This window comes from Rhodococcus sp. JG-3 (assembly GCF_000482405.1).
Taxonomy (GTDB): domain Bacteria; phylum Actinomycetota; class Actinomycetes; order Mycobacteriales; family Mycobacteriaceae; genus Rhodococcoides; species Rhodococcoides fascians.
Genome location: NZ_KI519398.1, coordinates 4,977,184 through 5,001,098, shown reverse-complemented (window position 1 = coordinate 5,001,098; position 23,915 = coordinate 4,977,184). Strand labels below are relative to the sequence as shown.

The window sequence follows — 23,915 nt, the reverse complement described above, 5'->3', positions numbered from 1 at the left end:
GCCGCTTCGCTTCGTTGTCGGTCCTCGCTGCCGTCAGGTCGCGCCAGTCAGTGACAGGTGCTGCCGGGATCGGTGTGGCAGTGCTTCGGCTCCGATGGTGCGACGTCGAGCGAGGGGTTGCGGTCGAAGAAGCCGAAAGGCTTGAGCCAGAACGAGACGGTGTCGGACGGCATCACCGGCCAGTCCTCGGGCCTGGTGATGTGATGGATGCCGAAGGTGTACCAGACCACCACATCGGTGTTCTCGATCGAACGGTTCTTCTCGGTCCACTCGGGGAGGCCATGGTCGACGCCACTCTGATTGACGAACTCGCCACTGGGCCAACGCTCGTCGGGTGAATTGGGCGTGACCCATACGGTGTGACCGATCACCTGGGAACGCTGGAAGATCGGCGACGCCGGATCGAACATCGCCGGAATCGCCGAGCCGGGCACCAACTTGTACGCGGGCCGGGTGCCGAGACCGTTGGTGACGTTGTCGTTGACCACCTTCCACGCCTTCTGCGTGTTCCAGTCGTAATCCTGCTTGCCCTCGGACTCGGTGGTGAGCGGGGTGTTCACTTGCGTCAGGGCCAGGCCGTACGGATTGTCGGGACCCATCGGAACCATCTGGGTCTGGCTGGAATAGACGGTGTTCTCGGTGCCGTCGATGTCCAGGTCGAGCCGGGCGACCAGGAAGTGCTGGTGGTACGGCGCATACGTGCGATTGTCGATCAGCGTGCCCGACGGATGGGTGCCGCCCTCGTCGAAGTGGGTGACGACCATGATGCCGGTGGCGCGCACCTCGCACTCGATGTTGCCGTCCTGGTAGAAGCGCCAGTAGACGAGATACTCGTAGTTGGCGACGGTGGCGTGAAAGCTGACGGTGAGACGGCGCATGCGACGCACCTCCGCCCCGGCGTCGTGATCGACGTGCTTCCACAGCACCGCGTTGTCTTCCTCGTGGATGCAGATCGCGTTGGTGATCGTGTACGGCTCGCCTTTGCTGTTGTGCAGCACGGCATCGAGGTACCGGATCTCACCGAGGCAATCGCAGCCGAGCTCGAGCGAAGTCGTCATGAAGCCCAGGCCCCATTCGCCGATGTCGAATGCGGTGCGCCGATAGTGATCCTCGGTGTGGTCACGATACGGAACGATCATCTCCGCGAACGACATTCGGTTCGCGACGGATCGCACGTTCCCGTTGTCGTCGTAGGTGACGGCGTGCAGCGTCATGCCCTCGCGGTAGTTGAACCCCACACGCAGCGACCAGTTCTGCCACGTCAGCTTGTTGCCGTCCAGTTCGAACGACGGGCCGTCCGGCTGGGTGATCTCGAGCGGCTTCAGCGGCGGACGGCTGCTCGCGTTCCTGATCCGCTCCGGGATGTGGCGAGGGACGTACTCACCCATGATCTGCGGCCGCTCGACGCGGTAGGTGTCCTCGATCTCGAGCAGTTCCATCGTGTTGGCGTCGATGACGCAGTGGAAGCCGCCCACCGGCCCCGCGTACGGATTGGCACCCTCTGCGGCTTTGACCCACGTGTCGGACCAGCCCAGGCGTCGACCCTTGTACTTCTCGGGCGTCACCGCCTCGCCGTACGTCCAGGTGTCCATGAACACCAGATCGAGATCGGTGATGCCTCGATCGGCAAGCGCGGCAATCACATCGGGGTGTGCACGCAGCGCCGCGTCGGCCTCTTCCCACTCGTCGACGGTGAAGTTGGGCTGCACGTCCGGGATGTGGGTCCAGGATTCGGTGCTCCTGTTGTCCAGTGACACCACGGCTTTGAACGTGCTGTTCTCGGCGCGGTTCAGCACCACAGAGACTGCGCGACGGGCGGGGACGGTACCGTCCGCATCGAATGCGGCGACCTCGGACTTGGACGGTTCGATCGTCTCGATCGAGGCGAATCGCCACCCGTCGCCGACACCGTGTTCCCGGCCCAGAACCTCGGCGACGGTAGAGAACTCGTCGCTCGAGAGTGGGTCCAGGGGATGGAATGTCATCGAAGAGTCTCCGTCGAGCTCATCACGTGCTTGATGCGGGTGTAATCGTCCACGCCGTAGGCCGAGAGGTCCTTGCCGTAACCGGAGTACTTGAAGCCACCGTGCGGCATCTCGGCCACCAACGGGATGTGGCAGTTGACCCAGACGGCACCGAAGTCCAGAGCCGCCGAAATGCGAAGCGTGCGAGCATGATCGGACGTCCAGACGCTCGACGCGAGACCGAAGTCGACGTCATTGGCAAGTTCGATCGCCTCTGCCTCGTCGGAGAACTTCTGCACCGTCAGCACCGGGCCGAACGTCTCCTCCTGCACGATGGGATCGGCTTGCTGCACGCCCGTGATGATCGTGGGCTCGTAGAAGAATCCCTTGTCGCCGATGCGCTTTCCGCCGGTGACGATGGTGGCGTGCGCGCCGATACCGTCGACCTTGGAGCTGACCTGGCCGAAGTGGTTGACGTTGTTCAGTGGGCCGAGGAAGGTGTCGGGGTCGTCGGGCAATCCGACCTTCAGTGTCTTCGCCTTGGCGACGAGTGCGTCGACGAGCGAGTCGTGTACCGACTCGTGTACCAACACGCGAGTGACCGCCGTGCAGTCCTGGCCGGCGTTGAAGAACGCGGCCTCGGCAATGCCGTCGGCGGCCTTGGTGATGTCGACGTCGTCGAACACGATGGCCGGTGCCTTGCCGCCCAGTTCGAGGTGCGCGCGCTTGAGCTGCTTGGCAGCGGCGACGGCGACGGCGATGCCTGCCCGCACCGAACCGGTGATCGAGACCAGGCCGGGCGTCTTGTGTTCGACGATGGCTGCGCCGGTGCCGCCGTTGCCGAGAACGATGTTCAGCACGCCGTCGGGGACGATGCCCTTCGACAATTTCGCCAGCACGAGGGTGCTCTCGGGGGTGGTGTCGCTCGGCTTGAGAACGACGGTGTTGCCGGCCGCGAGGGCAGGCCCGATCTTCCAGATCGCCATCATGAACGGGTAGTTCCACGGAGTCACCTGCCCCACGACGCCGATCGGCTCGCGGCGTACGTACGAGGTGAACCCGTCCATGTACTCGCCGGCCGACTTGCCTTCGAGCATCCGTGCTGCCCCGGCGAAGAACCGAATCTGATCTGCTCCGACGGTGACTTCCTCGGCGGAGATGGTGGCCTTTGGCTGACCGGTGTTACGACTCTGCGCCTCGACGATCTCGTCGCTGTGAGCCTCGATGGCATCGGCGAGCTTCAGCAGCACCTTCTGCCGCTCACTCGGAGTCGTCTTGCCCCAGGTCTCGAAAGCTTTGGCGGCAGCCGACATTGCGGCGTCGACATCGGCAGCATCGGAAATCGGGGCTCGAGCGACCACCGACTCGTCCACCGGACTGACGACATCGAGCATCTCGGTACCCGAGGGGGTCACGAATGCCCCGTCGATGTAGTTCTGCAGGACAGGCACCGTCATCACAACCCCTAGCGTCGACTATTTCGGTTCTGCAAAGCCTGCACCCACGGACGAGACTTTGCCACCCGACAAGATGTACACGACGATGCGAGTAATCAGGACGAAACGTCAGTCTCCTCGGCCAGCGCCCTGACACCGGCGATGTAGGTGTCCAGCCCGAGCTTCTCGAACGCCGTCCGCGCGCTGACGTCGCTCAGGTACGAGGCTGCGGCGAGGATATTGGGAAACTCGTCGGGATGGAGGGAGTCCATCGTTTCCGCCACCTCGTGTTCGACGTGTGCCCGCCGCTCCGGCTCGACTTCGACACCCGTGAACAGCGGCTCCGTGATCAACGAAATGGCGACTCGAACGCCGTGACGGGCCAGCTGGGTGGCGTCGGACAGGGAGAAGCCGGCCTCGCCGAGAAGTTTCAGGCTGAGCTCCATCGCCGCTCTGCTGTTGGGGGAGAACAGCATTCGTGGAACGACGATGGTCGCTGCTCCGGGATGTGCGCGCAAGGCTCGCATGAAGTCCTCGAGCACGGTGCGCAGTTGTTCCCACCACGTTGCCGTGGGATCGACGGTGATTTCGAGATCCTGGCAGACGCGGTCGCCCATGGCGTCGAGCAGTTCGTCCTTGTTCTTCACATGCCAGTAGATCGCCATGGGAGAGACACCGAGTTCGGTGGCGATCTTGCGGATGGTGAGCGAGTCGAGTCCGCGTCGGTACGCGACTTCGAGCGCGGCGTCGACGACGGCAGTCCTGGTCAAGCGAGGCACCGGCAGAACTATACAGGCGTACGAGTTGGTGTTAGCGTGACTTGTACTTAGTACGAGAGAGGGGTGCACGATGGATGACGTCATCCTCGTCGGCGGTGGGGTGATGAGCGCGACGCTCGGCACGCTGCTGCAACGTGTGGAGCCGACCTGGTCGATTCGGGTCCTCGAACGATTGCCCGAGGTAGCGATGGAAGCCTCCGACGGGTGGAACAATGCGGGGACCGGCCACGCCGGCCTGTGCGAAACCAACTACACGACGGAGAGAGTCGACGGCTCCGTCGATATCGACCGGGCCGTCGCGATCGCCGAGCAGTTCGCCGTGACGCGACGCTTCTGGTCGACGCTGGCCGACACCAGCTTCGTACGTTCGGTGCCGCACATGACCCTGGTGCAGGGGGCGGAGAACGTCCGATCGCTGCAGGCCAGGCATCGAGCGTTGACCGCGCATCCGCTGTTTCGAGCCATGGAGTACACCGAAGATGCTGCGGTACTGGACGAGTGGGCACCGCTGGTGTCGGCGGGACGAACAGGCGACTGGGCCGCCACCCGAGATGCGACCGGAACCGACGTCGACTTCGGTGCACTGACGCGGCAGTTGCTGGGGGACATGAGTGGACGTGGTGCGCGCGTGGAGACCGGGCGGGAGGTGACCGGGATGAGTCAGGAACGGGACGGATCCTGGTCCCTGCGAGTGCGCGGTGGCCGATCGATCGAGCGCGCGCGCTTCGTGTTCGTCGGTGCCGGTGGCTGGGCTCTGAAGCTGTTGCGCACAGCCGGGATTCCCGAGGCCCGCGGTTACGGACTACTACCGATCAGCGGGCAGTTCTTGCGTTGTGATCGGCCCGAGGTGGTCGACAGACACGACGCGAAGGTCTGTGGAACTCCGCCCATCGGAGCGCCTCCGATGTCGGTGCCCCATCTCGACACCCGCATCGTCGACGGGCGGCGGTCCATACTTTTCGGACCGTACGCCGGCGCGAATCCTCGGTTTCTGAAACATGGATCGTGGCTCGACTTCCCGACGTCGATCGACCGGCACAACATCGGGTCACTGCTGTCGATGGCAGGCAACAACACGCCGTTGATAGGTCTGCTGCTGTCGGAATTGACGGCCACCCGAGCCAAGAAGATCGCTGCGTTGCGCCAATTCGTACCGAATGCCGACCCGTCGGACTGGTCCGTGGTCCCCGCCGGACAGCGCGCCCAGATCGTCGTGAACGGGCAATTGCGTTTCGGCACGGAGGTGATCGCGTCGCGGGACGGCTCCATCGCCGCCGTGCTCGGCGCATCGCCCGGCGCCTCCACCGCTGTTCCCATCATGCTGGAGGTATTGGGTCGATGTTTTCCGGAGCGCCAGTGGAATGGTGGACTGCAGGAGATGCTCAGCGGATAGCCTGTGGCAGTGCGAAACACCGAGGTGGGATACCAGCAGATCGCCGACGATACCTGGGCCTTCATGCGTCCGCCGGGCAGTTGGGGTCAGACCAACACCGGGCTCGTCGTGGCACCCGGCTCGGCGTCGATGCTGATCGACACCGTCTGGGACGTGAACTGGGCCGAGAGGGTTGCCGCCGACACGGCCGAGTTGGTTGCCGCCGCACCGATCACCGAGGTCCTCAACACGCATTCGGACGGTGATCACTGGTGGGGTAACGACAGCGTGCCCGCCTCCGCACGCATCACCACCAGTGCGGCGTCGCTGCACGCGATGAAGGAGGAGACCCCGCCGAAGGGAGTATCCGCATTCGCGTCCTTCGGCAAGGCGGTCGGCGGGGTGCCGGGACCGATCGGTGCGATGGGCTCCTACATGAACCGTGTTCGCGGCGATGCGCTGTTTCCGTCGGCGCTGCCCCGGCTGCCTGATCACACCTTCGAAACCACCGAAACCATCGATGTCGCAGGACGACTGGTTCACCTGCGCTACCTCGGTCCGGCGCACACCGAGGGCGATCTCATCGCTCACCTCCCGGACGTGGGGGTCGTGTTCGCAGGCGACCTGCTCTTCATCGACGCCACCCCGGTGCTCTGGCACGGCCCTCTGCAGAACTGGATCGACGCCCTCGACCACCTCCTCGAACTCGACGCCGACGTGTACGTTCCCGGCCACGGACCCCTGTGCGGCACCGACGAAATACGCGCCGTGCGCAGCTACTGGACCTGGGTCGGCGAGGCCGGACGAGCGTGCTTCGACGCGGGCCTCGGCTCCACCGAGGCCGCCCTGAACCTGCTCAAATCACCCGAATTCGGCCATTACGCGCACTGGGATTCGCCGGAGCGACTCATCCTCAGCATGAGCACGCTCTACCGCCTGTGGCGAGGCGAACCCGCTGCGCCACCCACGCTGACGCGTCGAGCACGCGCATTCGCCGACGCGGGACGCTATCTGCGGGAGCGCTAGTGTCAGCCTTTCGCTGAGACTGCTGGTTACCGGGCTCCGAACTCCTTTGTCAAGGACGCGGCGTGCGCGAACAGTGGGGTCGGATCCGGTTGTTCTGCAGTCGGTTCCAGTACGACAGTTGTCGCGCCCGCATCGATCCAGCGCTGCAGATTGCTCATGGCGGCATCGGAATCGGATCCGACGGCGACATAGACGACGATGTCGTGACCCGGCCCCGCGGCGATATGCCCGACGGCAGTCCGCAGCTGATCCGGGTCCGTCTCGCTCGTGAGAATGGTGCCGACGCTCCTGCGGCCGCTCAGAGCAAGGGTTTTCGGGCCCGTGGCCCCGACAAGAAGCGGAGGTGCCTGCAGCGGAGGCCAATCGAGCTGCACATTGTCGAGCGAGACGTACCGACCCTGCGTGGTGACGCTCTCGCCCGCGAGGAGAGCGGTGAGGGCTGTCATCTGCTCGTCGAGCAACGTCAGCGGAGACTGCACTCGTGCGCCGATCTGGTCCATCCACGACTGGACGCCGTGGCCGAGTCCCACGCGGAGCCGGCCCGGATGGACCCGAGCGACGGTCGCGATCTCCATGGCCGTCGACGCCACGTTCCGCATCGGAGTGGGCAACACCCCGATGCCGACGTTCACGCGATCGGTGCTCGCGAGAATCAGTGCAGCAGTGGACAGCCCGCCGGAGAAGAAGCAGTCTTCCCACAGCCAGACCTCGTCGACGCCCGCAGCATCGGCTGCGCGAGCCGCGTCGACCAGCGCCTCCGGGGCGATCTCGGGCCGGAGTACAACGCCGATTCGGGTCATGGGAATTCTCTTTCTACTCAGCGAACGAGGTACGGGGACACCGAGCTTCGGTGCTCGTCTATGTCGAGATCCTTGCCCAGCGGCGGAAACGCACGCTGCGGGCAGTTCGAGCGTTCGCAGACCCGGCAACCCGCTCCGATTGGAGTTGCGACCGCCGAGCCCTGCACGTCCAATCCATCGGCATAGACGAGCCGTCCGGCATGGCGCAGTTCGCAACCGAGGCCGATGGCAAAAGTCTTGCCGGGCTGACCGTATCGAGCGGCGCGGCGTTCCACCGTCCGCGCGATCCACAGGTAGTTTCGGCCGTCGGGCATCTCGGCGATCTGCGTCATGATCTTGCCGGGATACGCGAACGTCTCGTACACGTTCCACAGCGGGCACGTGCCGCCGCTGGAGGAGAAGTGAAACCCGGTGGCGGACTGTCGTTTCGACATGTTGCCGGCGCGATCGACCCGAACGAACGAGAACGGAACACCGCGCATCTCGGGGCGCTGCAGCGTGGACAGTCGGTGGCAGATGGTCTCGTAACTCACCGAGAAGAAGGCCGACAGCCGCTCGATGTCGTATCGGAAATCCTCGGCGACGTCGTGGAACTGGTGATACGGCAACACCGTCGCGGCCGCGAAATAGTTGGCGAACCCGAGCACCGCCAGTTTCTTCGACGCCTCGCTCGTGAAGTTTCCCTCGTCGGCCATCTTGTTCAACAGATCACCGCATTCGAGATACGCGAGCTCGGCGGCGAACTTGAACACCTTCTGCCCGCCGGAGAGGTGAGGAGAAATCTCCAACACCCGCGTCTGCGGGTCGAACCGATGCAGCACGTTCTCACCGAGGTCGATGCGATTGACGATCTGCACGTCGTGCACCGTGCGCAACCGCTTCGCGATCTCACCGCCCACGTCGGCGCGATGGAACCGGATCCGCGATGTCAATGCCTCTGCGGCGGTATCCAATTCGTGCAGATAGTTCTGTCGTTGATAGAAGTAGTCGCGCACCTCTTCGTGCGGCTTGCTGATGGAGCCGCTGCCACTGCCGTCGGAGAATCGTTCCTCGGTCGCTGCCAACAGCTGAGCCGTCGTATTGCGGTATCGGCGATGCATATTGACCATTGCCCGAGCCAGCTGTGGGTGCGAGCTGACCATCTGCGCGATCTCGTGCGGATCTGCGTCGATGCCCATGTCCTGATCGAGTGCGACCTCGCGCAACTCGGCAACCAACCTGGTGTCGTCCTCGGAGGAGAAGAACGAGGTGTCGACGCCGAAGACCTCCGAGATGCGCAGCAGTACCGGAACCGTCAACGGGCGTACGTCGTGCTCGATCTGGTTGAGATAGCTGGCCGAGATGCCGAGCTTCTGCGCCAGAGATACCTGGCTCATGCTGCGTTCGCTGCGGAGCTGCCGAAGGCGAACGCCGACGAAAGTCTTGGACACGGTTGCCAGGCTACGCCTGCGAAGAATTGCCTTAACACCGTTCGCAACTAGCTGCTGGGTCACGATTCGGTGACCGTCGGGAACATTAGCCGAAGTAAAGGCGTATACCGATATACGAGCTATTCATCACGCACCTCGAGGAGCGGTCATGTCCAATCGTCAGCGCACATCGGAAATCGTCAGGGACGTCGTCGTCTTCGTCACCGGGGCCGTTCTGGTCGCCTCCACCGTCTGGCTTCCCGTCCAGGGCGACCAAGAAGTCACCGGAGCCATCCTGGTGCTCGGCATCCTCGCGGCATCGTCGGCGCTCTGGGCAATCGGATCCGCGTCCAGACAGAGCCACTGGACTCACGTCGGCCTCGGTGTGTTGCTTGCCGTCTCGCCCGCGTTGATGGTCTTCCCCTCCGGATTGCTGGCCGCGGACCTGTTCGCCATCGTCGGCGGACTCGTGATCGCCGCCATGGGTGCGTTGGGAGTCATCGCATCGCGCCGGGCACCGGTCACCTCGCGAGTAGTGGCCTCCAGCGACGAGCGCACCGGCGTTCGCATCTGAGCCTTCTCTGCAACTGATGCTCCACTGACTGGGGCGGGCGCGGTAAATCCCGTGCTCGCCTCGGGAAGCGGAGCATCTTATGCATTCAGCGCCGGGTCGGCCACTGCGACCGGCCTGATGCAACTGGTGCTCCACTCCCTGGGGCGGGCACGATGAATTCCGTGTGCGGCCCAGCGAGTGGAGCATTGTGTGCAGTCATCGCCGCGATGCCCGGCGCCGCCTGACAACCGACGCGATTTCGGCAGCCACGTCGTCAGGCGCGGTGAGCACATCGAACGCCGAGTAGTGCAGCACCAACCAGCCATCGAGGATCAGCGCGTTCTGTCGTCGGCGATCCTTGCTGAATACGGCTGCTGCACTGTGGAATTCGCGACCGTCGACTTCGACGATCGTTCGGCTGCGGCGGTCGACGAAATCACACACGAACGGACCGACTGCAGCGTTCATCTCCTGGCGCAGGCCGAGTCGATGCACTGCGCGGCCCAGGGCGCGCTCGGGCTCCGACGCAAATCTCGATACCGCGAGCCGCACCTGACGAGCCAGCTCGACGTTCCCGTGCCGACCCGGGAATCGGTCGAGTAGGCAGAGCAGCAAAGCCGGGTCCATTCCGAACTTCAGGCGCTCGTCGATCAGCAACTCGGCATCGGGGCGGGGGAGTAGCGCCAGGCAATCGAGCATCGTCTGCGCAGAGATGGTGCAGGGCAGCGCCGCGACCTCGTCGACAAGCGTGGAATCCATGTCGCGACGGTGCAGCCGAAGCCACGACGGAGGTCGTAGCCGCGCAGTTCGAGGGACGGTGGCGTCGAGCATTGTCGGTTCGGTGGTCCAGCCGCGCAGGTACGCGGCCGATCGATGACTGAGGACGGCGTCGGGTCGCCACAGCGTGATCGCCAGACAACGGTCCATCGTCGACGGCTCCCCGCGCATATGGACCGTCGGCAGGACGCGCGTGAAGCGACGCGAGATGGTGCTGGGGTGAATCCCTGCGGCGACGAGATCCCCCCAAGTGGTGGGAGTGGAGCCTGCGGGGGTGGGAGTGGAGCCTGCGGAATGACCTGCGGGGGTGGGAGTGGAGCCTGCGGAACGACCTGCGGGGTTGTGGTGTGTCACGGCTGCAGCATCGGTGCGTCGTTGTGGGGCGTTGATCGGTCGACCTGGGGAAATGGAATGGCCTGTGCATGGCCGATGGCTTGTGGATGGTGCAATTCCTGCTCCACTCGACGCACTCGCACGGGGGATTCTCCAACGAGAGATCGCGAGTGGAGCACCTTGTGCAGCGTCCACATCGTGAGACAAAGCGTGTGTGACGTCCATCACTACCAGGCTGTTTTCTGACTCGATTCAGACGCTCGATTCAAACCGTACAAGCGTCCCGTAAAGAATTTTGTTCATTCCGTTCACCAACTGGGGATTCGTCGCTACCGACGAGTAACCACGCTGCCCGATCGGCGAGGTATGCGAGCCCCGAAAATTCGCAGACTTAGCAAAGGGCTCTGGAAAGCTAGCCAAGATTGGCACTAACAACTGGTAGACGCCTGTTTTCGGGTGTGCCATTGTTTTGGAGTACACCAGAAGGGCCTGGCAACGATGTGAAGATTCGTCTCGCGGCAGGCCGAGAAGCAGAGAAGAGACTGGAGCTCCGATGTCGACCACCGGCACCCCGAAGACCACCGCCGAGATTCAGCAGGATTGGGACACCAACCCGCGCTGGAAGGGCGTCACCCGTAACTTCACCGCGCAGCAGGTCTCCGACCTCCAGGGCACTGTGGTCGAAGAAGCCACACTCGCTCGCCGCGGCAGCGAGATCCTGTGGGATCTCGTCAACAACGAGGACTACATCAACTCGCTCGGTGCCCTCACCGGCAACCAGGCCGTGCAGCAGATTCGCGCCGGCCTCCAGGCGATCTACCTCTCCGGCTGGCAGGTCGCCGGCGACGCCAACCTCTCGGGCCACACCTACCCGGACCAGAGCCTCTACCCGGCCAACTCGGTTCCGTCGGTCGTCCGTCGCATCAACAACGCGCTCCTGCGCGCCGACGAGATCGCCAAGATCGAGGGCGACACGTCCGTCAAGAACTGGGTTGCACCCATCGTGGCCGACGCCGAAGCAGGCTTCGGTGGCGCACTGAACGCCTACGAGCTGCAGAAGGCCATGATCGTGGCCGGCGCTGCCGGTGTGCACTGGGAAGACCAGCTCGCATCGGAGAAGAAGTGCGGCCACCTCGGTGGCAAGGTGCTCATCCCCACCCAGCAGCACATCCGCACCCTGACCTCCGCCCGTCTGGCCTCGGACGTTGCCGACGTCCCCTCGGTCATCATCGCCCGCACCGACGCCGAGGCAGCCACGCTGATCACCTCCGACGTCGACGAGCGTGACCGCGAGTTCCTCGACGGAACCCGCACCGCAGAAGGCTTCTTCGGCGTCAAGAACGGCATCGAGCCCTGCATCGCTCGCGCCAAGGCCTACGCACCGTACGCAGACCTCATCTGGATGGAGACCGGCGTCCCGGACCTCGAGGTCGCCAAGAAGTTCTCCGAGTCGGTTCGCAGCGAATTCCCGGACCAGCTGCTGGCCTACAACTGCTCGCCTTCGTTCAACTGGAAGGCACACCTGGACGACGCCACCATCGCGAAGTTCCAGAAGGAACTCGGCGCCATGGGCTTCAAGTTCCAGTTCATCACCCTCGCGGGCTTCCACTCGCTCAACTACGGCATGTTCGACCTGGCACACGGCTACGCCCGCGAAGGCATGACCGCGTTCGTCGACCTGCAGGAGCGCGAGTTCAAGGCTGCCGAAGAGCGTGGCTTCACCGCCATCAAGCACCAGCGTGAGGTCGGCGCCGGCTACTTCGACCGCATCGCCACCACCGTCGACCCCAACACCTCGACGGCTGCACTGAAGGGATCCACCGAAGAAGGCCAGTTCCACTGAGCTAGCCCGCCTCCCCGGAACTTCAGCGCACTAGTCAGGCGGCCCCAGCGTTTCGCTGCGGGCCGCCTGATTTGTATCGCCTGGGTTCTGGGCGTACCCCGGAAGGGTTACCCTCATCTCGCTTTAAGCTGTTGTGGTGCAACATTATTCGCTAGGAGTTTGCTGTGACGGTGGAGAGGGTGGGGATCGTCGGAGCCGGACAGATGGGTGCGGGAATCGCAGAGGTCTGCGCCCGCGCGCACGTCGACGTGGCGGTCTACGAACAGACTCGCGAACTGGCGACGGCCGGCCGCAGCCGCATCCTGCAATCACTGAACCGCGGAGTGAGCAGCGGCAAGATCACCGAGCGCGAACGAGAACACGCCGCCTCCCGGTTGCGGTTCACCTGCGACCTCGGGGACTTCGCAGACCGCCAACTCGTCGTCGAAGCAGTCCTCGAGGACGAAGAGATCAAGGCGGCAATATTCGCAGAACTCGACGCGGTGGTGTCCGACGCGAATGCCGTGCTCGCGTCCAACACCTCGTCCATTCCGATCACGACGCTCGCGTCGGCCACCACGGCACCGCAACGCGTCGTCGGACTTCATTTCTTCAATCCGGTTCCGGTATTGCCGCTCGTCGAGCTGGTCACCACGAGCACAACGTCCGATGCGGTGGCCGACCGCGCCGAAGCCTTCGCCGGAGATGTTCTCGGCAAGCAGGTGGTGCGATCCGCGGATCGCTCGGGCTTCGTCGTCAACGCACTTCTCGTTCCGTATCTGCTCTCGGCGATCCGCATGGTCGAGTCGGGATTCGCCACCAAGGAAGACGTCGACAAAGCGACTGTTCTGGGTTTGGCGCACCCGATGGGACCGCTCGCCCTCGCGGATCTCGTAGGTCTCGACACCGTCAAGTCCATTGCCGACTCCATGTATTCGGAATTCGACGAGCCGCTGTTCGCGGCACCGCCGTTGTTGCTGCGCATGGTCGAGGCGGGACAGACGGGCAAGAAGACCGGGGCCGGGTTCTACCGCTACGAGAACGGCCGCGTAGCAAAGTAGTGGGCGTCTCGGGCGGGTCGCCGCGCAGCGGCCTGCCGAGCGCTATTGTCGGTCTGCCGGTGCAAATCCATCGATCCCAGGGAGCATGTCAGTGAGCAAGTCCAAGAAGTCGAACGGTCTGGTGCCCAAGGCATTCGGAATCGGGTTGGCCGCTACAGGCGCGGCCCATTTCGTCGTGCCGGAGGCCTTCGAGGGAATCACCAAGCTTCCGTTCCCCAAGGACACTCGAACCTGGATCAGTCGTAACGGGGCCACCGAACTGGCCGTCGGCGTGGCGATCGCGTACCCCAAGACCCGCAAAATCGGACTGGTCGGTCTGGCAGCGTATGTTGGATGGCTCGGCGTCAATATCGCCAAGAACAGCTGACGTTACTGTTGCGAACGACTCGTTCGGAGCAGGAATAGCCTGGTCGTAGCGGTAGCTGTGTTGCGCTTACACAGATGCGTAGGTAGCAATGTAGATATGACTTCAGCTACCGCTTACCAGGCCACCGCTCCGGACGCCCCGCTCGAGAAGGCGACGATCGAGCGACGCGCAGTCGGACCGCACGACATCCTCATCGACGTCAAGTTCGCGGGCATCTGCCACTCCGACATCCACACCGCCCGAAACGAGTGGGGCGGCACCACGTACCCCGTCGTTCCCGGACACGAGATCGCCGGCATCGTGGCCGAGGTCGGCTCCGAGGTGACCACCCGCAAGGTCGGCGACCGCGTGGGCGTCGGCTGCTTCGTCGACTCCTGCGGCAAGTGCGAGGCATGTCTCGACGGCGACGAGCAGTACTGCACCAAGGGCGTCGTCCAGACGTACAACTCCACCACCTACGAGGGTGAGTTCACCAACGGCGGCTACTCCACCCAGATCGTCGTCACCGAGAAGTTCGTCCTCGGAATCCCGGAAGGCGTCGAACTCGACGTCGCAGCGCCGCTGCTGTGCGCAGGCATCACGCTGTACTCGCCCCTCAAGCACTGGGGAGCCGGCCCCGACAAGAAGGTCGCCATCATCGGAATGGGCGGCCTCGGACACATCGGCGTCAAGATCGCTCACGCCATGGGCGCGCACGTCACCGTGCTGAGCCAGACGGATGCGAAAGAAGCAGACGGCAAGGCCTACGGTGCCGACGAGTACTACGCCACCAAGGACACCACCGCGCTCAAGGATCTGCAGGGCAAGTTCGACCTGATTCTCAACACCGTCTCGGCCAACCTGCCCATGGGCAAGTACCTGGGACTGCTGGCCCGCAACGGAACCCTCGTCGAGCTCGGTGTTCCCGAGAAGCCCCTCGAGGTGCCTGCATTCAACCTGCTGGCCAACCGTCGCTCGTTCGCCGGTTCCATGGTCGGCGGCATTGCCGAGACCCAGGAAATGCTGGACTTCTGCGCCGAGCACCACATCGGTGCCGAGATCGAGGTCATTCCGGCCGAGAAGATCAACGAGGCATACGACCGCGTCGTCAAGTCCGACGTGCGCTACCGCTTCGTGATCGACGCAGCCACGCTGTAACTATCTCCTTGGACGCGTGAATGGTCCATTGACCTGCCCAGACGGGGGTCGATGGACCATTCACGCCTTCGAAGGGGGTTCAGCTCTCGGCCAGCCGCTTCTTCTCGTGTTCGACATCGAAATCGGCTGCGGGCCAATCGAGATCGAGCTTTTCGAGCGCGTCGATGAGAATTTCCGTGACGGCCAGTCTGCTGTACCACTTGCGGTCGGCCGGCACGACGTACCACGGTGCGTGGTCGGTATCCGTGCGATCGAGAACCCGCTGATACGCGGCCCGGTACTGCGGCAGGAAACCACGCTCGGTGACGTCACCCGGGTTGTACTTCCAGTGCTTCTCGGGTCGATCCAGCCGCTCCTGCAATCGCTTCTTCTGTTCGTCGGCCGAGACGAACAAGGCCACCTTGACAACGACCGTGTCCTCGTCGACCAACTCCTTCTCGAAGGCGTTGATCTCGTCGAATCGCTTCTCCCACACCTGCCGTGGCACGAGGTCGTGGACCGCGACGACGAGAACGTCCTCGTAATGGGACCGATCGAACACCCCGATTCGGCCTGCGCGCGGAAGAGCTTTGCGGATGCGCCACAGGTAGTGGTGTTGCTTCTCCTCCTGGGTCGGCACCCCGAACGACGCGAGGTCGACGCCCTGCGGATCGACCATCCCGATGACGTGCTTGACCATGCCGCCCTTGCCTGCAGTGTCCATGCCCTGCAGCACGAGCAGAACCGACTTGGTGCCGCCTGCGCGCCCGTGGGCATAGAGCTTTTCCTGGAGCGCCGCCAGCACCGCACCGCGCTGCTCGAGGACGTCGTTGCCGTGTGCTTTCGCGCCGTCGAACCCCGGAGTGGCGGTGAAATCGATGTCCTCCACACGAGGAGAGGCACTGGCGCGCAGCACATCGACGGGAGAGAGCGTCCACAGTTTCGACTTGTCGGCCATAGGCGGAAGACTACTTCTCTACCATGGGATTCATGGCCCCTACCATCGCAAAAGCCGAGACTGTGTCGCGTGAGCAACTGCTCGAATTCGTATCTCCGCGGCACCACCACACCCTGATCACGCGTAAGCGCGACGACGGTCTGCAGGTCTCCCCGGTGTCCGCAGGCGTGGACTCGGAAGGCCGCATCGTCATCGCCACCTACCCCGAGCGCGCCAAGGTGCACAACATCCGCCGCACGCCGGCCGTCACCGTGTTGGTACACAGCGACGACTGGAACGGCGACTACGTCCAGGTCGACGGGACGGCCGAGATCATCGATCTCCCCGACGCCGTCGAGCCTCTGGTGGAGTACTTCCGCAGCATCGCCGGCGAGCACTCGGACTGGGACGAGTACCGCGCAGCGATGGTGAAGCAGGGAAAGTCGTTGATCCGCATCACGATCGACACCTGGGGCCCGATCGCCGCGGGTGGCTTCCCGCCCGGGAGAGTGTGACAAGCCCCCGGGAAGAGTGTGACAAGCCCGCCCGGGAAGAGTGTCGCAAGCCCTCCCGGGCGGGTGTGAGCTAGGCCTTCAGTGGTGCTGCGAACAGTGGCACTGCGTTGTCGAGTGCATATCGGGTTCCCGCGACGGAGGCGGCCGAGAATGCGTTGGACAGGTCGGTGTCACCGAGCACGACGAGGCGTCCGTCGCGGGCCGACGGCAGTCCCTGGATGAGCGGGTTCTCGGTGATGACCTCGGGTCCGCTGCCGATGGGGAACATGACGGTCAGGTCGGCGTCGAGGTTCGCGATGTTCTCCTCGGAGAGGTCGACGCTGAATTTCCCGGGTTGGGCGAGGTTCTGGATGGCCGGGGCGTTCGTCAGTCCGAGTGCTTCGAGGAAGTCGACTCGGGTGTCGCCGCGTACGTAGGCCCCGCTCTGGCCGCTGTACAGCGTGCCGACGGCGACGGACTTGCCGGCGAATTCCGGGTTGGCAGCCACGGTCTCGGCGAATTGGGTCTTGGTGTCGTCGATCAGCTTTTTGCCTTTGTCGACTTTTCCGAGTGCCTCGGCGACGATCTCGGTCTGCCCGTCCCATGTGGTGCCGTAGGCGACGTCGGTTCCCGGAGGGGCCGCGACAGTGGGGGCGATGTCGGACAGCTGGTCGTACATGGCCTTGTCGTTGGTGCTCCTGGTCCACAGGATCAGGTCCGGTGCCAGGGCGGCGACCGATTCGACGTCGATGTCGTAGGTGGCCAGGATCGTCGGGTCGGTGTCGTACTTTTCGGTGACCCAAGGGCCGAGGCCGTTGCCTCCGACGCCGAGCCAGTCACTGGCTCCGACGGGCTGCACGCCGAGAGCCAGTGCGGTTTCGGCGTCGGACCAGCCGAGCGCAACTACTCGCTGGGGATCGGCCGGCACCTCGACCTCCCCGAACATGTCGGTGACTACCGTGCCCGCAGCAGCCGAGTCGGCCGAGTCACCGCCGTCGGAACTATCGGATCCGCACGCGGTCAGGGTCAGAGCGAGGGCCACGGCTGCCGCAGGCAGGGCCAGAGATCGAGAAATGCGCATAGGGCACGCTAACCTATCAAGCGCGGAAGTGCTCCACGATCTTCGCGCAGAAGGCCGGCAGGTCGTCGGGGTTGCGGCTCGACACCAGATTGCCGTCCACGACCACTTCCTCGTCGACGACAGTCGCACCGGCGTTACGAAGGTCGGTCCGAATGCTCGGGTAGGACGTCAGCGTGCGGCCTTTCAGTACGTCTGCTTCGGCCAACGTCCACGCGCCGTGGCAGATGACTCCGACCGGTTTGCGCGCCTGAACGAACGCACGCACGAACTCCACTGCGTCCGCATCCACGCGCAGTTGATCGGGATTCGTGGTGCCGCCGGGCAGGATCAACGCGTCGAAGTCGTCGACCGATACCTCACCCGCGATCTTGTCGACACTGAACGTATCGCCTGCGTTCACGTCGCTGTTCATGGCTTGGATGTCGCCGTGATCGAGCGACACCAATGTGACTGTGCCACCGGCATTTTCGACGGCTTCACGGGGCTGCACCAATTCGACCTGCTCGACACCGTCGGTGGCGAGAACGGCAATGCGGCGTCCGGACAATGTTTCGTTGTTCATGCTCGTTCGGATTACCGGCGCGATCGAGTTTCAAACGAGAACCGTGTGCGCGGCAGTGGTACGAATGGACACATGAGTGAATCACCGATCGAATCTCCGACCGAGGATCGCGTCGAGCAGAATCTGCCGATCGCGGACGAACCCGACGAGCCGGATGCGGGCGATCTCCCCGTCGAGGCCGACGCCACGGACGTCATCGAACAACGCACCGAAGTTCCGATCGACGACGAATACGACGAGCGCTAGGACTTACCCGGCTCGTCGTCCACCAGAGGATGCGGCTGCGACTTGAACTTGGCCGGTGAGCCGTCGGCCATGGCCACGCCGTGGATGCCGCCCCACATCATCATGCAGAGGTAGTCGATCAGGTCGTCGGCGGACATGGATTTGTTCGAGATCCACCAGTGCGTGGCCAACTGGACTGCGCCGACGATGGCGAACGCCCACGGCACCGAGCCGCCCGAATCCATCTCGCGTTGGCGCAGCCGCTCACCCAACACGGTGGAGAGGAGTTCGGCGATCATGCGCTCGGACTCGGCCACCACGTCCCGGTTGTTGCCGGCGTTGTTGGCCATCACGTAGAGGTACACCTCGGGATCGGTGGCCACCGTCTCGACGTAGGCGGTCACCACCACCCGGGTCAGCTCGTACTCGTCGAGCTCGTGGGAGATCGCGGAGTAGATGCGCGGCGCGAGGGTGGTTTCGACGTACCGGGACATCGTCGCGCTGGTCAGATCGTTCTTGTCGGTGAAATACCGATAGAGCACCGTCTTCGAGATACCGATCTCCGACGCGATCTCGTCCATCCCGATCTCGCGACCACGCAGCCGGATCGCGGCCAACGTACCGTCGACGAGCTCCTCGCGTCGGGCGATCTTGTGCTCTCGCCATCGACGCTTGCGGCCGTCCGGCTTCTCGATCTTGGGCTTGTCCGCGTCCGCCTCGGGGGCGTCCTCCGAGGCTGCCGCCGCACTATTTTTCACCACGTCACCCACCTTATGCGTCGGGTACGACACAGGAGGGGGCCGTGCCCGGTTGATCGGTTGCGATTCTGGGCACAATGTCGGGTGTGCAGCTCATGAACTTCGACGACGAGACCAAGCGTCGCGACCTCCGCAAGATGAAAACCGTCGCGACGGGATTCCTCGTCTTCGCCTCGATCGTCTATCTCTTCTGCCGCTGGCAGGAATCCACCGGGGCCGGGGCATGGGTGGGGTACGTCCGAGCGGCGTCGGAGGCAGGCATGGTGGGCGCGCTGGCGGACTGGTTCGCAGTGACGGCCCTGTTCAAGCATCCGCTGGGCATTCCGATTCCGCACACGGCCCTGATCAAGAAGAAGAAGGACCAGCTCGGTGCCAGCCTGAGCTCGTTCGTCGGTAGCAACTTCCTCGCGCCCGAGGTCGTCTCGGAGAAGGTCGCGTCGGCTCAGGTGCCGTTGCGGCTCGGCACCTGGCTCGCCCAACCCGACAATGCGGAACGGGTGGCGGCCGAGGCGGCAACGGTGCTGCACGGCGTGGTCGACGTGCTCAACGACGAGGACATCACCGCCGTCATCGACAGCACCATCGTGCGCCGACTGGCCGATCCGCAATGGGGGCCGCCGATCGGCCGCATCCTCGACGAGCTGCTTCGCGAGAATCGTCAGCTGCCGCTGATCGACATGCTGGCCGAGCGGGCTCATCAGTGGGCACTGGGCAGCCAGGAGATGATCGATCGTGTCGTCGCCCGGGACTCGCCCAACTGGTCGCCGAAGTTCGTCGACACACTGCTGGGGGAGAAGGTCTACAAGGAACTCGTCGAGTTCACGTGGAAGATCCGCTCCAATCCCGAACACGAGGTGCGCCTGGCGGCGAACAAGTTCCTCGTCGACTACGCCAATGATCTGCAGAACGATCCGGCCACCATCGAGAAGGCCGAGAAGCTCAAAGCGCAGATCATGGGCCGCGAGGAGATCACCGGGCTCGCCGCGTCGACGTGGAAGGTGGCCAAGCGTCTGATCACGGAGTCGGTGGACGATCCGACGAGTACTTTGCGCAACAAGATCAAGGAGAACACGGCCAACTTCGGCATTCGACTGCGCGACGACGACGAATTGCGCGGAAAAGCCGACGGTTGGCTGCTGGGTGGGGCCCGTTACATCGCTGCCAACTACGCCGACGAGATCACGACGATCATCGGCGACACCGTCGCGCGCTGGGACGCCGAAGAAGCAAGCAGGAAGATCGAACTGCAGGTCGGACGAGACCTGCAGTTCATCCGGATCAACGGCACCGTCGTCGGTTCCATCGCAGGCCTGGCGATCTACACCGTCTCCGATCTGATCTTCGGACACTAGTGCTAGCAGAGTGCTTGCAATAGTTAGCACCCTTCGGTACCGTCCAGTAGGACACCGAAACCAGGAGGCCGAGATGGCCGAGAACGAGGGGGATCTGGTCGCCAAAGCGACCGAGGCGACGCAGGTGGTCGCCGAGGCCGGAGACCTTGTCGCCGCAGTCGTCACGACTGCAGCCCAGGACATCGGAAGCTACATCCGGTCCCAGCGAGAAGCCGCACAGGTATCCATGCGGCAGCTCGCGAGCAGGGCCGGAGTGAGCAACCCGTATCTGAGCCAGATCGAACGCGGACTACGCAATCCGTCCGCAGAAGTGCTTGCGCAGATAGCCAAGGGTCTGCGCGTCTCCTCCGAGGTGCTGTACGTCCGGGCCGGGATCTTGGAAGCGCGTCCCCACGGTCCGGTGCGCGAAGCTCTGCTCGGCGATGAGCACATCACCGAACGGCAGAAGCAAGTGCTGATCGAGATCTACGACTCGTTCTGTCGTGAGAACGAGTCGACGCAAGAGCCCGAAACCGACGAACAGGAGACACCAGATGTCTGATTCCAAGAACTTCGAGAACGTCAAGACTCCGATCTACGCAGCTGTCGGTGCCGGCGACGCAGTCGTCCAGGCCGTCGCAGACGTCGTGGCACAGGTGCGCTCGCGCGCCGAGAGCCGGACCAGCGAGGTCAACGCTCGCATCGCAGACCTCTCCGAAGAGGTCACCGAGGGCGTCGAGTCGCTCCGCGAGCGCCTGACGAACCTGCCCGCAGAGCTGCCCGACGAGATCGCCGAGCTCCGCGAGCGCTTCACCCCGGACGAGCTTCGCAAGGTAGCCGAGGCGTACCTCAAGGTCGCGTCCGACCTGTACACCTCGCTCGCCGAGCGCGGCGAAGAGACCGTCGAGCGCATCCGCCGCACCCCGGCAGTCGAAGAAGGCCTCGAACGCGCCAACTCCGCCGCCAACGACGTCGTCGACCTCACCGAGCACGCTCTCGGAACTGTCGCATCGCAGACCCGCGCGGTCGGCGAGCGCGCCGCAGCTCTGGCCGGCATCGCGTCGGACAAGGTTCGCGAAGGTGCCGACGAGATCTCCGAGGCCGCCGACGAGCTCGCCGAGAACATCGACGAAGCCGGCGACGAAGCCAAGGACAAGGCCGTAGAGGCGTCCGACAAGGTGAGCGGCGTGGCAGGCAAGGTCGAATCCAAGACCCGCGGCACCGCCGACGCACCGATCAAGAAGGCTGCTCCGGCACCGGCCAAGAAGGCTGCCCCGGCACCGGCCGCCAAGAAGACCGCACCGGCACCGGCTGCCAAGAAGGCTCCGGCCAAGAAGACCACCAGCTAAAGCACTCGTAAAGAAAACGACCCCTGCACCGCACGGTGCAGGGGTCGTTTCTCGTACACTGGGCGACGTGATTGCGAGCAGCTTCTCCCAGACGATCTTCCTGATCCTGCAAATCATCTCGATTGCAGGGGCTGCGTACGCAATCTTTCACGCGCTACGCCAACGTGCCGACGCTTTTCCGGCCACCGGCAAGCTGACCAAGAACGCCTGGCTGGGCATTCTGGCCGTGGGACTGCTGCTGACGCTGATCGGCCCGATCGTCATCATGTTCTGGATCATCGGAGTCGTCGCGATCGCGGTGTACCTGGTGGACGTGCGTCCCAAGATCGACGGCATTCAGCGCGGACCGCGCTGGTAGAGGGGCTTCGACGCCCGTTCGGCGCTGGGCGTAACCTCTACCGCACCCGCTCGGGGGTCACAGGTAGAGGGGAATATCAGTGGTTTCACGCAAGGTAATCGAACGTTCGCTGCTCGGACTCGGAGGCATCGCCGCTGCCGCGAGCATCGGGGCCTTCGTCGTTCGGCGACGTCGACTGCATTCGTTCACCAAGACCACGGACGTGCAGCCGGACGAGTTGCTGCAGCATCCCACGGCCGAGCCGACCGTCACCGAAGTCGTCACCGACGACGGCGCACACCTGCACGTGCGCAGCTACGGTGACCCCGATGCCGAACCCGTCCTGTTCAGTCACGGTTGGACCTGCTCGGCCGATTACTGGTTTCCGCAGATCAATGCGCTCGCAGGTCGCTACCGCGTCATCGTCTACGACCAGCGCGGACACGGGCGCAGCGACGTCGGAACGCGCCCGCTGAGCCCCGACGTACTGGCCGACGACCTGTCGGCCGTTCTCTCGGCCACCGTCACCGAGGACAACAAGACCGTCCTGGTGGGGCACAGTATGGGCGGCATGTCGATCATGGCGTGGGCCGGAAATTACCCCGATCAGGTCGACCGCCTGGTCAGCGCCGTGCTGCTCGCCAGCACGGCGACGGATTCCCTCGTCCGAGAGACCACCGTCATCCCGTTGCCGCAGCGCTTCCCACGGGTACCCGCTCCGGTGGGACGCGCTGTGCTGAGCTCGGCGCTACCGCTACGGCCATCCCCGGTGACCCGCCAAGCCATCAAGTACATCTCGATGGCTCCCGGTGCCACGCCCGCCGAGGTGGCGTTCTGCGAGAAGATCGTGCTCGAGTGCGCGCCGCGTACCCGGGGTATCTGGGGCGCTGCGTTGAGCGACCTCGACATCCGCGAGGCGCTCGAGAACATGTCCGTGCCCACCAGCGTGCTCGTCGGATCTGCGGATCGACTGACCCCGCCCGTGCACGCGCGCAAGCTCGCCCGAGCACTCGACGACCACGATCACCTGAGCCGACTGATCGTGATCCCCGGAATCGGCCACATGAGCTCGGTGGAAGCGATCGACGACTTCAACGCCGAAGTGGTTCGCCTGCGGAACCTGTGACCCGAACGGTCTAGCTGAACACCACGGTCTTGCGTCCGTGCACCAGGACGCGATCCTCGAGGTGCCAGCGCAAACCGCGGGAGAGCACCAGCTTCTCGATGTCGCGCCCCTGACGCACCATGTCGGCCACCTCGTCGGAGTGGTCGACGCGGATGACGTCCTGCTCGATGATCGGACCTGCGTCGAGCTCGGCCGTCACGTAATGGCACGTCGCGCCGATGAGCTTGACGCCACGGGCGAACGCCTGGTGGTACGGCCGAGCACCGACGAACGACGGCAGGAAGCTGTGGTGGATGTTGATGGCGCGACCGGCCCAGTGCTCGCAGAGCGACTCGGGCAGCACCTGCATGAAGCGCGCCAACACCACCGCGTGCGGGTCGTAGGAGTCGACGAGCGAGCGGACTTCCTCGAAGGCCGGTCCGCGCTCGGACGGGTCCTTCGCGAACTCGACGTGATGGAAAGGTGTTCCGTGCGCCGCAGCAACGGGCTCGAGCGACCTGTGGTTGCCGATCACCGCCGAGATCTGTGCGGGTAGCTCCCCGCCGGCCGCGCGGCCCAGGAGATCGTGCAAGCAGTGTGCTTCCTTGCTCACCAGCAGTACGACTCGCTTGGGTGCGCCCGAATCATGCAGTGCCCATTCGGTTTCCGGGCCGAGCTCGGCAGCCACCTCGGCGAAGCGGGCACGCAGATCCTCGACACTCATGCTCACCGACGAGGCCCGCACGGCCTGACGCGTGAAGAACCAACCGGTATCTGGATCGGCGTGATAGGCGGCCTCGACGATCCAGCCGCCGACCTCGGCGAGGAACGTGGAGATACGGGCGACGATGCCCGTCTTGTCTGGGCAACCGAGGGACAGAACGTAGCGGCGATCCTCGGACACGGAAGAACTCATGAGGG

General features: G+C 64.2%; 25 protein-coding genes. 14 read left to right on the top strand and 11 right to left on the bottom strand.

From position 1 onward, the window contains the following. Positions 1 to 47: 47 nt before the first annotated feature. From K414_RS0124975 to K414_RS27975, 3 genes are all read right to left on the bottom strand, one after another. Complete coding sequence (locus tag K414_RS0124975; RefSeq protein ID WP_027498410.1) at positions 48 to 1,985, bottom strand: primary-amine oxidase; 1,938 nt, start codon at positions 1,983 to 1,985, stop codon at positions 48 to 50. Continuing rightward, positions 1,982 to 3,421 carry a gamma-aminobutyraldehyde dehydrogenase gene (locus K414_RS0124970; RefSeq protein ID WP_027498409.1) on the bottom strand — a complete coding sequence of 480 codons (1,440 nt, stop codon included), beginning with the start codon at positions 3,419 to 3,421 and terminating at the stop codon, positions 1,982 to 1,984. The genes K414_RS0124975 and K414_RS0124970 overlap by 4 nt, the downstream gene beginning before the upstream one ends. A gap of 95 nt (positions 3,422 to 3,516) precedes the next feature. Then, a complete protein-coding gene (locus K414_RS27975) occupies positions 3,517 to 4,179 on the bottom strand; it encodes a TetR family transcriptional regulator (protein ID WP_051365280.1) in 663 nt (220 codons plus the stop codon). 70 nt (positions 4,180 to 4,249) lie between these two features. Between K414_RS27975 and mqo the strand changes: the two genes are divergently transcribed. Then, positions 4,250 to 5,572, top strand: a complete 1,323-nt coding sequence (gene mqo / locus K414_RS27970) for a malate dehydrogenase (quinone) (RefSeq protein WP_051365279.1) — start codon at positions 4,250 to 4,252, stop codon at positions 5,570 to 5,572. 9 nt (positions 5,573 to 5,581) lie between these two features. Beyond that, positions 5,582 to 6,577 (top strand): MBL fold metallo-hydrolase, encoded by a 996-nt coding sequence (locus tag K414_RS0124955; RefSeq protein ID WP_237606400.1) that lies wholly within the window; start codon positions 5,582 to 5,584, stop codon positions 6,575 to 6,577. 26 nt (positions 6,578 to 6,603) lie between these two features. Here the strand turns inward: K414_RS0124955 and K414_RS27965 are convergent, their stop codons facing one another. Together K414_RS27965 and ramB are read right to left on the bottom strand one after the other, a co-directional pair. Then, the gene (locus tag K414_RS27965; protein ID WP_037219565.1) at positions 6,604 to 7,377 is read right to left on the bottom strand and encodes an LLM class flavin-dependent oxidoreductase; all 774 of its coding nucleotides are present in this window, start codon (positions 7,375 to 7,377) and stop codon (positions 6,604 to 6,606) included. A gap of 17 nt (positions 7,378 to 7,394) precedes the next feature. Then, the gene (gene ramB, locus K414_RS0124945) at positions 7,395 to 8,807 is read right to left on the bottom strand and encodes an acetate metabolism transcriptional regulator RamB (RefSeq protein WP_027498407.1); all 1,413 of its coding nucleotides are present in this window, start codon (positions 8,805 to 8,807) and stop codon (positions 7,395 to 7,397) included. A 148-nt stretch (positions 8,808 to 8,955) separates the two neighbouring features. Here ramB and K414_RS0124940 point away from each other — a divergent pair, with 148 nt between their 5' ends. Further along, complete coding sequence (locus K414_RS0124940; RefSeq protein ID WP_027498406.1) at positions 8,956 to 9,360, top strand: hypothetical protein; 405 nt, start codon at positions 8,956 to 8,958, stop codon at positions 9,358 to 9,360. 195 nt (positions 9,361 to 9,555) lie between these two features. Here the strand turns inward: K414_RS0124940 and K414_RS28745 are convergent, their stop codons facing one another. Next, entirely contained in the window at positions 9,556 to 10,470 is a 915-nt protein-coding gene (locus K414_RS28745) for a DUF559 domain-containing protein (protein ID WP_161631825.1), read from the bottom strand. A 532-nt stretch (positions 10,471 to 11,002) separates the two neighbouring features. Between K414_RS28745 and aceA the strand changes: the two genes are divergently transcribed. The 4 genes from aceA (at position 11,003) to K414_RS0124915 (ending at position 14,836) form a co-directional block, all read left to right on the top strand. Further along, positions 11,003 to 12,292, top strand: coding sequence for an isocitrate lyase (aceA, locus tag K414_RS0124930; RefSeq protein WP_027498404.1), 1,290 nt, complete (start codon positions 11,003 to 11,005; stop codon positions 12,290 to 12,292). Positions 12,293 to 12,456: 164 nt separating this feature from the next. Beyond that, positions 12,457 to 13,332 (top strand): 3-hydroxybutyryl-CoA dehydrogenase, encoded by an 876-nt coding sequence (locus K414_RS0124925; protein WP_027498403.1) that lies wholly within the window; start codon positions 12,457 to 12,459, stop codon positions 13,330 to 13,332. Between the two features lie 91 nt (positions 13,333 to 13,423). After that, positions 13,424 to 13,699, top strand: a complete 276-nt coding sequence (locus tag K414_RS0124920) for a hypothetical protein (RefSeq protein ID WP_027498402.1) — start codon at positions 13,424 to 13,426, stop codon at positions 13,697 to 13,699. 96 nt (positions 13,700 to 13,795) lie between these two features. Next, positions 13,796 to 14,836, top strand: coding sequence for an NAD(P)-dependent alcohol dehydrogenase (locus K414_RS0124915; protein WP_027498401.1), 1,041 nt, complete (start codon positions 13,796 to 13,798; stop codon positions 14,834 to 14,836). A 79-nt stretch (positions 14,837 to 14,915) separates the two neighbouring features. Here the strand turns inward: K414_RS0124915 and K414_RS0124910 are convergent, their stop codons facing one another. Continuing rightward, positions 14,916 to 15,773, bottom strand: coding sequence for a polyphosphate kinase 2 family protein (locus tag K414_RS0124910; RefSeq protein WP_027498400.1), 858 nt, complete (start codon positions 15,771 to 15,773; stop codon positions 14,916 to 14,918). A gap of 32 nt (positions 15,774 to 15,805) precedes the next feature. On the opposite strand from K414_RS0124910, the gene K414_RS0124905 reads away from it, so the two are divergent. Further along, entirely contained in the window at positions 15,806 to 16,267 is a 462-nt protein-coding gene (locus K414_RS0124905) for a PPOX class F420-dependent oxidoreductase (RefSeq protein ID WP_027498399.1), read from the top strand. A gap of 70 nt (positions 16,268 to 16,337) precedes the next feature. Here the strand turns inward: K414_RS0124905 and K414_RS0124900 are convergent, their stop codons facing one another. Further along, positions 16,338 to 17,327 carry an iron-siderophore ABC transporter substrate-binding protein gene (locus K414_RS0124900; protein ID WP_027498398.1) on the bottom strand — a complete coding sequence of 330 codons (990 nt, stop codon included), beginning with the start codon at positions 17,325 to 17,327 and terminating at the stop codon, positions 16,338 to 16,340. A 16-nt stretch (positions 17,328 to 17,343) separates the two neighbouring features. Further along, the gene (locus K414_RS0124895; RefSeq protein ID WP_027498397.1) at positions 17,344 to 17,889 is read right to left on the bottom strand and encodes a type 1 glutamine amidotransferase domain-containing protein; all 546 of its coding nucleotides are present in this window, start codon (positions 17,887 to 17,889) and stop codon (positions 17,344 to 17,346) included. A gap of 72 nt (positions 17,890 to 17,961) precedes the next feature. Here K414_RS0124895 and K414_RS29490 point away from each other — a divergent pair, with 72 nt between their 5' ends. Beyond that, positions 17,962 to 18,135, top strand: coding sequence for a hypothetical protein (locus K414_RS29490; RefSeq protein WP_202595085.1), 174 nt, complete (start codon positions 17,962 to 17,964; stop codon positions 18,133 to 18,135). On the opposite strand, the gene K414_RS0124885 is transcribed toward K414_RS29490, so the two are convergent. Further along, positions 18,132 to 18,809 (bottom strand): TetR/AcrR family transcriptional regulator, encoded by a 678-nt coding sequence (locus K414_RS0124885; RefSeq protein WP_228139367.1) that lies wholly within the window; start codon positions 18,807 to 18,809, stop codon positions 18,132 to 18,134. The two genes, K414_RS29490 and K414_RS0124885, sit on opposite strands and share 4 nt — an antisense overlap. 140 nt (positions 18,810 to 18,949) lie before the next feature. Between K414_RS0124885 and K414_RS0124880 the strand changes: the two genes are divergently transcribed. The 5 genes from K414_RS0124880 to K414_RS0124860 all read left to right on the top strand — a co-directional run bounded on the left by K414_RS0124880 (position 18,950) and on the right by K414_RS0124860 (position 23,015). After that, positions 18,950 to 20,224 (top strand): DUF445 family protein, encoded by a 1,275-nt coding sequence (locus K414_RS0124880; protein ID WP_027498395.1) that lies wholly within the window; start codon positions 18,950 to 18,952, stop codon positions 20,222 to 20,224. A 73-nt stretch (positions 20,225 to 20,297) separates the two neighbouring features. Continuing rightward, positions 20,298 to 20,765: a helix-turn-helix transcriptional regulator gene (locus tag K414_RS0124875; protein WP_027498394.1), complete on the top strand. Its 468-nt coding sequence runs from the start codon at positions 20,298 to 20,300 to the stop codon at positions 20,763 to 20,765. Then, positions 20,758 to 21,552, top strand: coding sequence for a heparin-binding hemagglutinin (locus K414_RS0124870; protein WP_027498393.1), 795 nt, complete (start codon positions 20,758 to 20,760; stop codon positions 21,550 to 21,552). The genes K414_RS0124875 and K414_RS0124870 overlap by 8 nt, the downstream gene beginning before the upstream one ends. 67 nt (positions 21,553 to 21,619) lie before the next feature. Beyond that, on the top strand, positions 21,620 to 21,910 hold the full coding sequence (locus K414_RS0124865; protein ID WP_027498392.1) for a DUF2516 family protein: 291 nt from the start codon (positions 21,620 to 21,622) through the stop codon (positions 21,908 to 21,910). Between the two features lie 73 nt (positions 21,911 to 21,983). Continuing rightward, complete coding sequence (locus tag K414_RS0124860) at positions 21,984 to 23,015, top strand: alpha/beta hydrolase (protein WP_027498391.1); 1,032 nt, start codon at positions 21,984 to 21,986, stop codon at positions 23,013 to 23,015. 10 nt (positions 23,016 to 23,025) lie between these two features. Here K414_RS0124860 and purU read toward each other — a convergent pair whose 3' ends face one another. Next, on the bottom strand, positions 23,026 to 23,910 hold the full coding sequence (gene purU / locus K414_RS0124855; protein ID WP_027498390.1) for a formyltetrahydrofolate deformylase: 885 nt from the start codon (positions 23,908 to 23,910) through the stop codon (positions 23,026 to 23,028). Positions 23,911 to 23,915 lie beyond the last annotated feature (5 nt).

Bases quoted from the DNA above. Each gene is read 5' to 3' on its own strand.
- K414_RS0124880 (WP_027498395.1), top strand. From the start codon at position 18,950: ATGTCGGGTGTGCAGCTCATGAACTTCGACGACGAGACCAAGCGTCGC.
- K414_RS29490 (WP_202595085.1), top strand. From the start codon at position 17,962: ATGAGTGAATCACCGATCGAATCTCCGACCGAGGATCGCGTCGAGCAG.
- K414_RS27965 (WP_037219565.1), bottom strand. From the start codon at position 7,377: ATGACCCGAATCGGCGTTGTACTCCGGCCCGAGATCGCCCCGGAGGCG.
- K414_RS0124915 (WP_027498401.1), top strand. From the start codon at position 13,796: ATGACTTCAGCTACCGCTTACCAGGCCACCGCTCCGGACGCCCCGCTC.
- K414_RS0124970 (WP_027498409.1), bottom strand. From the start codon at position 3,421: ATGACGGTGCCTGTCCTGCAGAACTACATCGACGGGGCATTCGTGACC.
- aceA (WP_027498404.1), top strand. From the start codon at position 11,003: ATGTCGACCACCGGCACCCCGAAGACCACCGCCGAGATTCAGCAGGAT.
- K414_RS0124895 (WP_027498397.1), bottom strand. From the start codon at position 17,889: ATGAACAACGAAACATTGTCCGGACGCCGCATTGCCGTTCTCGCCACC.
- K414_RS0124900 (WP_027498398.1), bottom strand. From the start codon at position 17,327: ATGCGCATTTCTCGATCTCTGGCCCTGCCTGCGGCAGCCGTGGCCCTC.
- K414_RS0124975 (WP_027498410.1), bottom strand. From the start codon at position 1,985: ATGACATTCCATCCCCTGGACCCACTCTCGAGCGACGAGTTCTCTACC.
- K414_RS0124875 (WP_027498394.1), top strand. From the start codon at position 20,298: ATGGCCGAGAACGAGGGGGATCTGGTCGCCAAAGCGACCGAGGCGACG.
- K414_RS0124905 (WP_027498399.1), top strand. From the start codon at position 15,806: ATGGCCCCTACCATCGCAAAAGCCGAGACTGTGTCGCGTGAGCAACTG.
- K414_RS0124870 (WP_027498393.1), top strand. From the start codon at position 20,758: ATGTCTGATTCCAAGAACTTCGAGAACGTCAAGACTCCGATCTACGCA.
- mqo (WP_051365279.1), top strand. From the start codon at position 4,250: ATGGATGACGTCATCCTCGTCGGCGGTGGGGTGATGAGCGCGACGCTC.
- K414_RS0124940 (WP_027498406.1), top strand. From the start codon at position 8,956: ATGTCCAATCGTCAGCGCACATCGGAAATCGTCAGGGACGTCGTCGTC.
- purU (WP_027498390.1), bottom strand. From the start codon at position 23,910: ATGAGTTCTTCCGTGTCCGAGGATCGCCGCTACGTTCTGTCCCTCGGT.
- K414_RS0124910 (WP_027498400.1), bottom strand. From the start codon at position 15,773: ATGGCCGACAAGTCGAAACTGTGGACGCTCTCTCCCGTCGATGTGCTG.